At 42.1% G+C, this 14,100-nt stretch carries 10 protein-coding genes; 3 read left to right on the top strand and 7 right to left on the bottom strand.

Annotated features, from left to right (window positions below):
* Window positions 1-41 precede the first annotated feature (41 nt).
* On the top strand, window positions 42-2,120 hold the full coding sequence (gene fusA, locus BKH46_RS06110; protein WP_095225956.1) for an elongation factor G: 2,079 nt from the start codon (window positions 42-44) through the stop codon (window positions 2,118-2,120).
* Window positions 2,121-2,298: 178 nt separating this feature from the next.
* Here the strand turns inward: fusA and BKH46_RS06105 are convergent, their stop codons facing one another.
* From BKH46_RS06105 to BKH46_RS06090, 4 genes are read right to left on the bottom strand one after another with little or no spacing between them, the layout of a single operon-like run.
* A complete protein-coding gene (locus BKH46_RS06105; protein ID WP_095225955.1) occupies window positions 2,299-2,763 on the bottom strand; it encodes a phosphatidylglycerophosphatase A in 465 nt (154 codons plus the stop codon).
* A 15-nt stretch (window positions 2,764-2,778) separates the two neighbouring features.
* Window positions 2,779-3,957: a sulfate adenylyltransferase gene (locus tag BKH46_RS06100; protein WP_095225954.1), complete on the bottom strand. Its 1,179-nt coding sequence runs from the start codon at window positions 3,955-3,957 to the stop codon at window positions 2,779-2,781.
* Window positions 3,935-4,822: a response regulator gene (locus BKH46_RS06095; protein WP_095225953.1), complete on the bottom strand. Its 888-nt coding sequence runs from the start codon at window positions 4,820-4,822 to the stop codon at window positions 3,935-3,937. Before BKH46_RS06095 ends, BKH46_RS06100 begins: the two co-directional genes overlap by 23 nt.
* Window positions 4,819-5,985 (bottom strand): bifunctional 2-C-methyl-D-erythritol 4-phosphate cytidylyltransferase/2-C-methyl-D-erythritol 2,4-cyclodiphosphate synthase, encoded by a 1,167-nt coding sequence (locus tag BKH46_RS06090; RefSeq protein ID WP_095225952.1) that lies wholly within the window; start codon window positions 5,983-5,985, stop codon window positions 4,819-4,821. The genes BKH46_RS06095 and BKH46_RS06090 overlap by 4 nt, the downstream gene beginning before the upstream one ends.
* A gap of 168 nt (window positions 5,986-6,153) precedes the next feature.
* Here BKH46_RS06090 and thiC point away from each other — a divergent pair, with 168 nt between their 5' ends.
* Window positions 6,154-7,503 (top strand): phosphomethylpyrimidine synthase ThiC, encoded by a 1,350-nt coding sequence (thiC, locus tag BKH46_RS06085; RefSeq protein WP_095226024.1) that lies wholly within the window; start codon window positions 6,154-6,156, stop codon window positions 7,501-7,503.
* 240 nt (window positions 7,504-7,743) lie between these two features.
* On the opposite strand, the gene BKH46_RS06080 is transcribed toward thiC, so the two are convergent.
* Genes BKH46_RS06080 through BKH46_RS06070 form a run of 3 tightly spaced genes read right to left on the bottom strand, consistent with a single transcriptional unit; the run spans window position 7,744 to window position 12,552 of the window.
* Window positions 7,744-9,150 (bottom strand): outer membrane family protein, encoded by a 1,407-nt coding sequence (locus tag BKH46_RS06080; protein WP_095225951.1) that lies wholly within the window; start codon window positions 9,148-9,150, stop codon window positions 7,744-7,746.
* A 30-nt stretch (window positions 9,151-9,180) separates the two neighbouring features.
* Window positions 9,181-10,935, bottom strand: coding sequence for an amidohydrolase (locus tag BKH46_RS06075; protein ID WP_095225950.1), 1,755 nt, complete (start codon window positions 10,933-10,935; stop codon window positions 9,181-9,183).
* Window positions 10,936-10,938: 3 nt separating this feature from the next.
* The gene (locus BKH46_RS06070) at window positions 10,939-12,552 is read right to left on the bottom strand and encodes an MFS transporter (protein WP_095225949.1); all 1,614 of its coding nucleotides are present in this window, start codon (window positions 12,550-12,552) and stop codon (window positions 10,939-10,941) included.
* Between the two features lie 401 nt (window positions 12,553-12,953).
* On the opposite strand from BKH46_RS06070, the gene BKH46_RS06065 reads away from it, so the two are divergent.
* Window positions 12,954-14,060, top strand: coding sequence for an Mrp/NBP35 family ATP-binding protein (locus tag BKH46_RS06065; protein WP_095225948.1), 1,107 nt, complete (start codon window positions 12,954-12,956; stop codon window positions 14,058-14,060).
* The last annotated feature ends 40 nt before the right edge of the window (window positions 14,061-14,100 follow it).

The raw sequence follows: 14,100 nt of genomic DNA, 5'->3' as shown, positions 1-14,100 counted from the left end.
CGCTCAATTTGATAAAATAAAATTTTGACACAAGGACACAAATGGCACGAAAAACACCATTAAACAGGATCAGAAATATTGGGATTGCTGCACATATTGATGCTGGAAAAACCACCACCTCTGAAAGGATACTTTTTTATACAGGCGTGAGTCATAAAATTGGTGAGGTGCACGATGGTGCTGCGACGATGGATTGGATGGAGCAAGAAAAAGAAAGAGGGATTACCATCACTTCTGCGGCCACTACTTGCTTTTGGAAAGACCATCAAATCAATCTCATAGACACTCCCGGACACGTAGATTTTACCATTGAAGTGGAGAGATCTATGCGGGTTTTAGATGGTGCTGTTGCAGTGTTTTGTTCTGTGGGAGGTGTGCAGCCTCAGAGCGAAACCGTTTGGCGACAGGCAAATAAATATGGCGTCCCTAGAATGGTTTTTGTCAATAAAATGGATCGTATCGGAGCAAATTTCTATAATGTCGAATCCCAAATCGCCCAACGACTCAAAGCCAACCCGATCCCTATCAATATCCCCATCGGTGCAGAAGACACCTTCAAGGGCGTGATTGATTTGATTGCAATGAAAGCTATTGTTTGGAATAACGAAACAATGGGTGCTCAGTATGATATTGAAGAGATACCTTCTGAACTCAAAGAAAAGGCCGAATCTTACCGAGAAAAGCTGATTGAAGCAGCTGCAGAACAAGATGAAACCTTGATGGAAAAATATTTAAGTGGCGAAGAACTCAGTGTCGAAGAAATCAAAAAGGGCATTAAAATTGGTTGCCATAATATGAGTTTGATCCCAATGCTTTGTGGGTCATCGTTCAAAAACAAGGGCGTTCAGACACTTTTAGATGCCGTGGTAGAGTTTTTGCCCGCGCCCACTGAGGTCATGGATATTAAGGGCATTGACCCTAAAACAGAAGAAGAGATACATATCAAATCAACTGATGATGGGGAGTTTGCTGGACTTGCTTTTAAAATCATGACAGATCCTTTTGTGGGGCAGCTCACATTTGTGCGTGTGTATAGAGGTATGCTTGAATCAGGTAGCTATGTCTTGAATTCTACAAAGGGCAAAAAAGAGCGTGTGGGACGACTTTTGAAAATGCACTCCAATAAACGCGAAGATATTAAAGAAGTCTATGCAGGCGAGATTTGTGCGTTTGTGGGCTTGAAAGACACTCTGACAGGGGATACACTCTGTGATGAAAAAGCCCCTGTAATCCTTGAGAGAATGGAATTCCCTGAACCTGTTATCCATATTGCAGTAGAGCCAAAAACCAAGGCCGATCAAGAAAAAATGGGCGTTGCTTTAGGCAAGCTTGCTGAAGAAGATCCGAGCTTTAGGGTCAGCACTCAAGAAGAAACAGGCCAGACACTCATTGGAGGTATGGGCGAGTTGCATTTAGAGATTATTGTCGATCGCTTGAAAAGAGAATTTAAGGTCGAAGCCGAGATCGGTCAGCCCCAAGTGGCCTTTAGAGAAACAATCCGCAGTGCTGTCAATAAAGAATGCAAATATGCCAAACAATCTGGTGGTAGAGGGCAGTATGGACATGTCTTTATCAAGCTAGAGCCTAAAGACGCGGGCAGTGGCTATGAGTTTGTCAATCAAATCTCTGGTGGAGTTATCCCCAAAGAATATATCCCTGCAGTCGATAAAGGTATCCAAGAAGCAATGCAAAGTGGTGTTTTAGCGGGTTATCCTGTTGTGGATTTTAAAGTCACATTGTATGATGGAAGCTATCACGATGTGGATTCTTCTGAGATGGCGTTTAAAATCGCTGGTTCAATGGCGTTCAAAGATGCTTGCAGGAGTGCTAATCCTGTGTTGCTTGAGCCAATGATGAAGGTTGAAGTTGAAGTCCCTGAGGAATATATGGGTGATGTGATTGGAGATCTTAATCGTAGGAGAGGGCAAATCAACTCAATGGACGATAGAATGGGACTTAAGATTGTCAATGCATTTGTTCCACTTGCTGAAATGTTTGGGTATTCTACAGATTTGCGTTCTGCGACCCAAGGGCGAGGGACTTATTCAATGGAATTTGACCATTATGGGGAAGTTCCTGCAAATATCGCTAAAGAAATTGTCGAAAAACGCAAAGGCTGATTGGATTTTATTGCTATTATTTGTTCTGCTATTTGTTTTTATCCTCTGTATTCTTTCATTGCCCCTCTGTATTTCAGAGGGAGGGTTTTGAATTATAAGATTTTGCCATAGCCTAAACTATCTATAGACTATAGCTATCTAGTTATGACTCATGGGGTCAGATTTTGCTCCATTTATCCTATAAAATTGGGGATAAAAATATGGATATGAATTTGACAACAATGAGCGTGCTGATACCTGCTAATAGCCCTGCTAGGGCATCATCTCCCACAACACCAAGACCCCCCTTGACTTCTTTGTCTATTTTGCCAATCAAAGAGGGCTTCCATATGTCATAAAGCCGAAAAAATACAAATGCCCCGATGATCCCTATGAGCGAAAATCCAGCAATCCCCATCGCTAGCCATAGTCCTACAAGCTCATCGATCACGATACTTTTATCATCGTGTTCTCCACCATTTTGCTCATAAATATCTATTTGCCTCACAGCGACCACCCCCACAAGCAACCCCAGCAAAAAAATAGTTTCAGCCCCATAATACAAAATCGGCAACCCTAGCACCAAAGCCACCAAGCTCCCCATCGTCCCTGATGCGATGGGAGATTTGCCACTATAAAATAATGTAAGGAATAATTCTCTCACAACAACCCCCTGTGATTAAAATGAATTTTGATAAAGCCGCATCAATTGGATATAAAATTCCTCTTCATTTTGGCTGTGTAAAATCCCATCAGAGGGCACAAGATCATAATAAAGCCTTTTGAGATTAGAAAAGCGATTGGGATAGAGATAAGAAAGGATCATTGCTGCAATCTGATCTCTGACTAAGATAGAAGGAGGGGGGATCCCTAGCTTGAGGAGTTCTAGGATAGATTCAGCATTGTAGTTGGTATGGTGGTGGTGTCCGTGTGGGCAGGTAGATTTGCTTACGAGTGTTTTGCATAGTGAGCAATAGACATATTCACTGATGATTTTGGTTTCGATATCAACGCCTTGGAGGCGGTCAAAAACGGAGTGGATTGTGTTATCAGCATAATAAACAGAGAGATTGGCTGTATTTTGCCCGACAATGAGCTTGGTGCAGCCATAATTTTTAGCCACGATGGCATAGAGAATCATTTTATTTTGCCCTGCAAAAAGATAAGTATCATCGAGGGCAATGATACAGATTTTGTCTTTGATTAAGAAATGATTGGCGATGTATTGCATGCATTTTTCTCGCAAATGATAGCTAATTGAGTCCTTTTTGTAAGGTTTCAAAAGAAAAATAACAAGCAGATCGCATTGGGCCAACTCTTCACGCAGCATTCTTTCGTGGGCAATATGGATAGGGTTCGCACTCATCATCACGCCTGTGATTTTTTTAGCCCCTAAAAGGGCGATTTTTTCTTCTAGGATTTTTTTGGCTTGTTTGATGTCTTCAAATTCGACCTGATATTCCCCACTGATGGCATAATCCCCAAGTCTTTGGAGTGTCGTGGCTGCTTCGGTGGTGGAGAGATCTCCACCCATGATTTTTTCAAGTCTTTGGAGTTTGTCGATTTGATAGGTCTCAGAAGCTGTGATTGAGCCGACAAGCTTACCTTCACTGACAATATCGAGCACCTCGCCTTTTTTGACTTGGGAGAGTATGTGTTGGTTTCTTTTGCCATTAGGGCTTAGCAAAAAGGGGCAGGGGAAGGTCTGATTTTGATAGAGCCCACTTTGATTGACTGCTTCCATTTCTTTTTGATCCATCAAGGTTGTAACAGGATACAAAAGCCCCTCTTGGGCTAAAGAGAGCGCTGCGAGTGCTTCTTTGTCGATAAATAATTTATTTTTTTCTGGAGATGCCATATTTTTTTCTCTTTTCCCATAAACTTTTGCGGCTCATTCCTAGCTTTTTGGCCAGTTCGATATCTGGATAGCGCCCCTCAAATTTAGCGATGATAGCCTTTTCATATTCTTTGACAGATAAAATCTCAGCCCCAATTTCGTGGTTGTTGGGGATATGGGATATATCAATGATTTGGGGGAAAATAATTTTGTCAGTAGAAACTAGAGAGATAATCATTGAATATTTTAAGGCAATCTCAAGGAAGTCTTTTCTCTCTTGTCTTTTGAGCTCTTCTAGGTTGGTGATGTAGATGATTGTGCTTTTTGAGGGGGGATTTTTGAGTATATTTTTGTATCGATCTTCTTTGAGTGTGTAGAATTCAAAGTGGATATTTTTCTCACGGGCATATTTCATCGCATAAATATCAGCACTGCGTTGGGAATTACTCTTGATGACAAAGGGGGGTGTATAGGGGAAGGGCGTGGGTGTATTGAGCTCTTTTTCTATGAAATTAAAATAAGAACTATAGAAGTTGATTTTAGTGGCAATGTCTTTACAGCTGCGATAATGCTCGATTTTTCGGATTAATTCATCGATCATAAAGGGCTTGAGGATATAGTCTTTTGCCCCTGCTTTGATGGGCTTGCTTACGGTGTCATCACTGACATAAGAAATCATCATAATAATAATGGCATCTGCGTGGTTGTGGATAAATTTTTCATAATGATCCCCGCAAATACTCGAAGAGATTAAAATCACATCGTGGGTGTTTTTAGTGTTGCTATCCATGATTGAGGTGATATGGCACTCATGCCCTATATCAGCGAGTTTAGAAGCTATGCTTTGTGCGAGATAAGTTTCATTTTCAATGATTAAAATATTCATATTTTCGCCCTCCAATCGATGAATCTGAGATGGACATTTGCTTGTGTGCATATGCCTTCTTTTCTGCCGATAAAGCCTAAATGCTCTGTTGTGGTGGCTTTGATATTGATACGATTGAGGTCTGTGTGAAGCAATGAGGCAATGCTTTGTCGGATTTGTGATTTATAGGGGGCTATTTTGGGCGTTTGGGCAAAGATAGTGATATCTGCGTTGATGATTTCAAAGCCAATGCTGATGGCAAAGTCATAGACTTTTTTGAGTAATAGCTTGGAGTTGGCATTTTGATAGGTCTTGTCTGTATCGGGGAACCACTCGCCGATATCACCCCCACCTATCGCCCCTAGCAGTGCGTCTGTGAGTGCGTGTAAGGCGACATCACCATCGCTATGTGCCTTAAAGCCAAAGTCTGTATCCATCTCCACTCCACCTAAAACCATTTTTTTACCTACTTCAAAACCATGGACATCAAACCCACTCCCAGTAAAAATCTCTCCAGAAACGCAAGGGAGGTCTTTGAGCCTATGCAAGTCATCGCCATGAGTGAGTTTAGCAAGCTTGGGACTGCCTGTGATATAGCTAACTTTCCCGCCACAATGAGAAATAGCTGAGCTTTCATCGGTAAATGTGCCTTTTGTCAATGCGTCTTTGAGTTTTTGGGTATGACAAAGCTGGGGCGTTTGGATCAGTTTGAGAGCTTTTCTATCGATATAAGTTCCACCATAAACGGCTGTATCAGCGACTTCCAAATAAGGTGCGATACAATCTGTGTGGGTATTGGCTTGGTTGAGTAAGTTAGCAATCACATCTCCATCAAGACACCATCTAGCAGCGTCACTGATGAGAACAAAGGGAGTATGGATATGTTGCAAGGCATTTTGCACAGAGGCTTGGCGCGTATTCCCACCGATCACAACAGGATAGCCATAAGCTTTTTGTATATAGCTATAATCATCGGGTGAAACAGCAATGATAGTTTGTGCGAAATCGTAGAGTTGCATGAAATCATCTGCTACTTTTTTCCACAAAGGCACATTACCAATCCGTAACCATTGTTTTTTGACCCTTTGATGGGGGGGTAAGTGTGCACAAAAACGTTCAGAGCTTCCAGCTGCCACAATCACCAAAGATATTTCCCCTTTTTCTATCGCCCTCTTTTGTGTCATTTGTAACCTTTTGTATTGACTTGTTACTAAATTATACACTATTTTGGCTTTTTTGAAAACTTGTATTTGAGTCTGTTTTAGAAAATTTTATTAGCAAGGTTTTGTGTATAATTAGAAACATTAAATTAAAATATACCCTAAAGTATTTTGAAAGTGAGAAAAAATATTATGAGAACGCAATGGATCGCACAACGCAAAGATGATAAGATCAAGACACAATTGCATTATGCCAAAAAAGGTATCATTACCCCTGAGATGGAATACATCGCTAATAAAGAAAACCTCCAAGCAGAGCATATACGCAAAGAAGTGCAAAAAGGCAGATTGATTATTCCTGCAAATATCAACCATACTAATTTAGAACCGATGGGAATAGGCGTGGCTTTGCGAACTAAAATTAATGCAAATATCGGGAGTTCAGCTATCATCAATAGTATTGATGAAGAAGTAGAAAAGCTCAAAGTTTCTATCAAATATGGTGCAGATACCGTGATGGATCTCTCTACAGGCGGGAACCTCGATAAAATCCGAGAAGCCATCATCACAGCTTCGAACATACCGATTGGCACAGTCCCTATGTATCAGATCCTCCACGATGTCAAAAATGATGTGATGCAACTTGATATCAATCTCATGCTTGATGTGCTCAAGAAACAAGCCCAGCAGGGCGTGAGCTATTTTACTATCCATTGTGGATTTTTGCTCGAGCATATGCCTTATGTGAGCAGACGCAAGATGGGGATTGTGAGTCGGGGTGGGAGTTTGATGGCTAGTTGGATGATGCATTACCATAAGCAAAATCCATTTTATGAAGCTTATGATGAGATTTTGAAAATCTGTCAAGAATATGATGTGAGTTTGAGTTTGGGGGATTCTCTGCGGCCAGGTTGTTTGGCTGATGCCAGTGATGCTGCGCAATTTGCAGAGCTCAAGGTCTTAGGTGAGCTTGCTCAAAGGGCTTATGAAGCCGATGTGCAAGTGATGGTAGAAGGGCCAGGCCATGTCCCACTCAATCAGATCGAACGCAATGTCAAGCTCCAAAAAGAATATTGCAACGAAGCGCCTTTTTATGTCTTAGGGCCTTTGGTGACAGATATTGCAGCAGGATATGACCATATCGCAAGTGCTATTGGAGCGTGTGTGGCAGCTTGGAAAGGCGTGGCGATGTTGTGTTATGTAACGCCCAAAGAGCATTTAGGCTTGCCCAATGCTAAAGATGTGCGTGAGGGGATTTTGGCCTATAAGATAGCAGCGCATGCAGCTGATATTGCACGCGGTAGGGTAGGGGCTAGAGATAGAGATGATGCGATGAGTGATGCGAGATATGGCTTTAATTGGAAGGAGCAGTTTGCCCTAGCGCTCGACCCAGAGAGGGCTAGAGAATACCACGATGAAGCCCTCCCACAAGATGTATTCAAAGAAGCAGAATTTTGCTCAATGTGTGGGCCAAAGTTTTGTAGCTATAAAATCAGTCAAGATATTTTCAAAGAATATCAAGAAACAGAAACAGCACAATAGCCCAAAACACATATTTAAAATCATCACAACACATTAAAATTCAAAAAAAACTAATACCCCTAACGCCCTTAAAAAGGGAGAGGGGCATATACTTTAGCCACGCATATTTGTGCGTGTTATATTTGCGTGTATTATATTTATGCATATCTTAGGGGCTAGATTGATAGCAAGGTTTGGGATAATGGGTCGTGTGGGGCTTGTGTTGGGCTTGCGTTGGGGGATAGAAAAGTTTGGGGTGGGCTAGAATTGATAATTGATAAAAGTTTGGATAAAGCTTCTGTCTTGGGAGATATTTTGACTCAAGACAACAGCGCTCGGAGGAAGACCTAAGGTGTAGCCTTTGAAAGTTGTGTTATTGTAGTATTCAGCCTTAAATCCTGCGTCAATCCCGTGGGCAAACTGATAAGCCATACTCAAGCTCAAGCTTTGTTCATCAGCCCTCTTAGCGTGAGTCAGGCGAGCGAGCAGACCTAATTTTAGCCGCTCATAACTGGCATTAGCAAACAAAAATATATCCAATGCATCGCGTCTGAAGGCATTATTCCAAGTGGCACTATCATAGACACTATTTGTCCAATTATCATACCCCGTGGGATCGCCGACACTGCCTAGGAATTCATTGGGATTGCCAAAGTTTTTATACAGCACAAAGCCAAAGTCATAAATATCCACATAAGAGGTCTGTTTAAACATCAAGCTCACGCCACCTTTTCCGATAGTAGGCATCAAAGCAGGGATAGTGGTTTCATAGTGCTGGGGTGAGCCTGCACTGCCTTGGGGGTAGTTATTGAAGCCACTTGTTTTACGCATACCAGGGGCAAAATGAGTCATAAAAAGCCCTAAAATTTCTGTCTTGAATCCAAAATGGGGGCTGGGCTTTTGGTCATATTTGGCTCGAAAGCCTGGTGCGATGAATCGTGAGTCTTGTGCGTAAATATAAGCATTGATATTGAAATTTTTATATGTGATATTTGCCCCACCTGCATAGATATAAAAGCCCTTGCCATTATCAACAGCAAGGTTTGGATTGATATATTTGAAGTCTTTGAACCACGAGCCACCCACAAAGGCTCTTTTATTGATGGTAAAAAACCATAGTTTTGTATGCGGGATCGCTCCACTTGAGAGGGCTAGACCTTGCACATAAGAAGTCAGCCAATCTGTGCCTAAATCCCCTCCAAGCTTGAAACGACCTATTTTGAATACAAAATCATCAGCGTATTGATAGCCAAGATAGGCATTTGTGAGTGTGTAGTATTTGGCATTGTGTGCAGTTGCTGGCGTGGCAGCATTAGACCCTGACCAAAAACCAAAGAGATTGTAGATAATCCCATCAGGGTTCAAGGGCGTGTGTTGCGTGGTTTGGACTTGCTTACTTCCATCATAGACAACACCCCCTACATAGCCCCCAAGCCCGAGATTGAATCCATATCCAAGCCCGAAATTGAAATCCATACCCGCATTTAAAAACGAGTAAGATTCTGTGGGGAATCGCCCTGAAGATAGGTCTGCTTTGTGGTTGTTGAAGCCAAGTTTTGAGAAGCTAGAAACCGATCCGTGGAATTGAGAGTCAAAAGCTTTCAAACAAAGGCACATACCCAACAAAACAGACAGAAATTTTATCATCATCTTATATCTACTATCCACTCGCCCCTCCAGCAGAAAGTCTGCTAGGCATTAGCTTTTGCCATTGATGAAAATATCATCACCACCTATGACAGAGCCAATGATTTTGATATCTTTTAAGCGCTCTTTTTTGTCCTCAGTGGCTTCTTCTGCTAATATCGTGAAATCTGCCCATTTACCCATCTCAATACTCCCGCGGACATCTTCTTGATGGGCGAGCCAAGCGTGGTTATAAGTGATTGCACGCATGGCCTCATCAACAGAAATGCACTGATCTTCGCCATAGACTTTGCCTGTGAGCGACTTGCGATTGACAGCACACCACGCTGTAAAGAGAGGGGATACTTCAGTGACAAGGTCATCAGAGTGCATACCGATTTTGAGTCCATAGCCTAAAGCCGATCGGCAAGCGTCCATATGGCGCACGCCGTGGTCGCCTACGGTGTATTTAGCGTGGGCATCTCCCCAGTAATATAGGTGATTGGTAAAAAGGTTGGGTGTGATATGGAGCTTTGCCATGCGCCAAAATTGGTTTTCCGTAGCTAGTTGGCAGTGCTCTAAAGAGTGCCTAAAGCCGATATTGGGAGATTTTTTTCTGATTTTTTCTATGACATTGATGACAGCTTCTGTTGCGCCATTGCCATTGGTATGCACAGAAACGCTCATACCGTGCTCTTCAGCTATTTGGATATATTTATGCAAGTGGTCTTCATCGACTGTGAGTAAGCCATTTTCTTTGCCGGGTTTGATATAGCAGCAGTTGGGTAAAAGATTGGCTGTGAAGCCTTGTATAGAGCCATCAATGAGTATTTTATAGTTCCCTACACTCAAGCGCGGGTCTTTTTCGTTTTGGATTTGCTTGATTGCCTCCCAGCCCTTTTTGCCTTTATAATCCCAGACATCTACGGTATTAAACCACACTTCCATATTGACGCGAGTATGGAGCTTTTTTTGATCTCTAGCAGCTAGCCATGCCCTAGAGGCTACATCTTTTGGTGTGAGTGGGAAGTTAGTGCCTTTGTCTGTTACGGAGGTGCAGCCTTTGATTCTAGCTATTTTGGTAGAAACTTCACTGGCCTTTATCAACCCCTCTAAAGAATAATCCACCCTAGAAGCCCCAGCTTCAAACGCATAGTGCATCATTTCAGGCTCTTCTATCGTGCCATTGATTCTGCCATCTTCATATCGTGGGAGAAATGGGCTTGGTGGCAGCTCTTCATAGCCAGCGAGTTTTAAGCCCGCTGAATTGAGGTTCATGATATGGGCTGATGCGTGGTAGATACAAAGGGGATAGTCTTTGCATACTTCGTCTAAAACATCGCGTGTGATATCTGCATCTTCGAGCATTAAAGGGTCAAATCCCCAGCAGTTCAGCCATTCATTGCCGCCTTTTTTGAGCCTTGCTTCATTTTGAGCGATGAGTTCTTTGATTCTGTCTTTGAGCTTTTCAATACTCTGGATCCCTGGGAGTATGCTCCCATCAGCAGTGGTTCTATCAGTGAAACCTACATAATTGCCCCCAACCATAAAGCTCCCCATAATCTGTGGGTGCATGTGGTGTTCTGCAAAGCCAGGATAAATATAGTAGTTTGCAAATTGGTCATCAATCTCAAGAGGGATTTCTCTGACTTTCAATGCCCGCAAAAGACTCTCTTTGCTCCCTACACCTACGATGTATTGACCTTGCACAGCGATACTTTGTGCCTCAGGTCTGTTTTTATCCATTGTGATGACTTTTTTTGCACTGAATACCTTCACAGGCTTACTTGGATCGATCAATCCATAATCAATGTCGTCAAATCTCATTTTCTACTCCTTGGTTTTAAGTTTTTGTGTCCAGCCATTTTTTTGAATCCCAAAAAATCCCGGAATATGCAATGCCACCAAAATAAAAAGGACCCACAGGGCTAGACGTCCTGATTTTAAGGTGGCATCGTCATAGAGGGCAGATAGTGTGCTTTCTGCTGTAGCGCTGAGGTCGTTGATACCTGCAGTTTGGAGCTTTTTGATAATCTCTGTAGTTCTAATCAGGTTGATGACTTTCATATCAGCGATTGTGGTTTTGATGGTTTGGGGTAGGTCGCTTTGGGCGACATTTGTCTTAAAAATACCTGTGAGGGAAAACAAAAATACCGCACCAACTATCGCCACACCTCCTGCTTGCCAGATATTTCGGATCGATGCTTGACAGCCACCACTCTGGCCGGCATCTCTGGGATTGAGCGCAGCAGAAACAATCATTGCACTCTGAGAAGAAAACCCACCAATCCCGATACCAACAAACAAAAGCCCGATATAAAGCATGAGTTTGTCATACCCACCTATTTGCAAGGAAGCAATCATCACCAAACAACCAATCAAGGTAGAAGCGCCTGAAACCAAGCAGACTTTTTGGGGTGAGAGATAGGCGAATTTTTTAGGCAAAAGCAAAGAAAGCACAATCATAGGCACAGCCGTGCAGACAACAGCTACTGCAGAGAGCATACTGCTTTCTTTGGCTACGACCATGATCCACGCAGGGACAAAGAAAAATACAGAGCCAAACATCAGAAAAATAAGCCCTGTGACATACAGACCATTTCTGACTTGCCTTGTGCGGATAAATGACTGGGGTATGAGCGCAGCACCACGGGATTTTTCTATGAAGTTTTCAAACACCAAAGTCAAGGCAATAATCAGCACGCCTAAAAACACTAAGGGCAAAGCAGGGGAGATACCAAAGAATAAAAAAGGTGGATTCAATGGCGTGATGAGCCCCCATACAGAGATTTTAGAACAGCCCAAAATAAAGCATACCAGCCCGATAAAAGTCAAGATAGCACCCAAATAATCGACTTTCATGGTGTTTTTTGAGATAGAGGGGATAAAGGCAGTCCCTAAGATAAAAACAACAAAAAACCAAGAGGCTAAGATAAAAAATGCAATTTTATAGCCCAAGTGATCCATAATCAGCCCTGCGCCTAGAGGCATGATGATTGCAGCAATCCCCGTGGCTGCACCTATTGCCCCAAAGGCAACAACACGCCTAGCCCCACTGAAAAGATTGACAATAATACCCAATACACTCGGTATCATAAAGGCTGCGCCTAGCCCTGTGATGAGCCGCGCACCCCAATTGAGCACGTCAATATTGGGCGCAAAGACAGCGATGAGTTCGCCCAAAAAGCATAAAAATGCACCACTCAAAAATATTTTTTTGAAGCCCTTAGCAATGCCTAGCATACCACCAAAGACCATCAAAGCCCCTGCTAGCAGGCTATAAATAATATTAGCAAGCTGGACTTTATCCATCGTAGCACCCAGCTTGGAGATGAACTGACCTGTAGCCAAAGAGACAACTGAATTATCACCTGAAGTCCCCACTTGGGCAAGACAGACAATGATCAGCGGAAGATAAATAATAAAATTACCTTTGCTTTCCATAAGTAAATCCTTATTAAAATTTTTGTCAGAAAGATTCTATAATTTTTTATTGTTGCTTGAGGGGGTAATACATATCTTTGTTGTGAAAATTTAAATAATAATTTTTATAAAATAAAATTTTTAAAATAAATATTTATATTCTTGTGGCAATTTAAGGGGTATTTAGTGGCTATATTTCATATTAGTAAAATATTAGTTTTATTATTAAATATTTTAGTCTGAAATCTATCAAATATGGCAAAAAAGTTTCAATATTTTCAGATTCTGGGGTTTTGGGTGCTATAGACACACAAGAAAGGGACATAGAGGGGTATTGTGTGTAGAATTATTGGGATTTAGCATTGATTAAGGTTTGATTGATTATAAGGTTGGTGTATTTTATTAAAGAGAAGGAAATGATAATGATTACGCAAGATAATATATTGGAAGTATTGAAAAAGGTGATTTATCCTAATTTTGAAAAAGATATTGTGAGTTTTGGTTTTGTCAAAAATGTTACGCTCTACGGGGAGAAGCTGGGGTTGTTGCTTGATATTCCATCGAGTGCACCGGCTGTGTGTGAGCAGTTAGAAAAAGAAATCAGAGAAAAAATTAGTGCATTGGGTATCCAAGAAATACATATTGATATCAAAACGCCCCCCAAACCTCAGCCCAAAACACCTGTAACAAAAAATCTAGCACCACAAATCAAGCATTTTGTGATGGTGAGCTCAGGGAAAGGGGGCGTGGGTAAAAGCACTACAAGTGCCAATATCGCTGTTGCACTCGCACAACAAGGCAAAAAAGTCGGGCTTTTAGATGCAGATGTTTATGGACCCAATATCCCTAGAATGTTTGGTCTAAACACAGCCAAGCCCAATGTAGATCCTAGCGGGAAGCGACTGATTCCACTCAAAGCTTTTGGCGTAGAGATGATGAGTATGGGGGTTTTGTATGAAGAGGGGCAGAGCTTGATTTGGCGGGGGCCAATGCTAATGCGTGCGATTGAGCAGATGTTGAGTGATGTGATATGGGGTGATTTGGATATTTTGGTGATTGATATGCCCCCTGGGACAGGTGATGCGCAGTTGAGTTTGGCACAAAGTGTGCCCGTGAGTGCAGGGGTTGCAGTGACGACTCCCCAGCAAGTCAGTCTTGATGATAGTGCGCGCTGTTTGGATATGTTTGTCAAGCTGCATATTCCTATCGCAGGGGTGATTGAGAATATGAGTGGGTTTATTTGTCCTGATTGTGGGGGAGAATATGACATTTTTGGCAAGGGCACAAGCAGAGCGATGGCAGATAAATATGATACAAAAATACTCGCTGAAGTCCCGCTAGAACCAAAGGTGCGAGAAAGTGGGGATAGTGGCAAGCCTATTGTGTTTTTTGACCCACAATCACATAGTGCTAAGGAGTATGTCCGTGCTTCTATTGCTTTGATTGAGTTTTTGAAAAAGGTAGAAGATCAAAAGCTTGCTGATAATAAAAATATCCAGCCTATCAAAGATAATTCCCATTTGCATTGATGGAGGTGGCGCTCACAAAGAGCCCCCCCCCTTTTTTTAC

This window comes from Helicobacter sp. 12S02634-8, from assembly GCF_002272865.1.
Taxonomy (GTDB): Bacteria; Campylobacterota; Campylobacteria; order Campylobacterales; family Helicobacteraceae; genus Helicobacter_J.
This window is presented reverse-complemented; position numbering and strand designations above follow the sequence as displayed.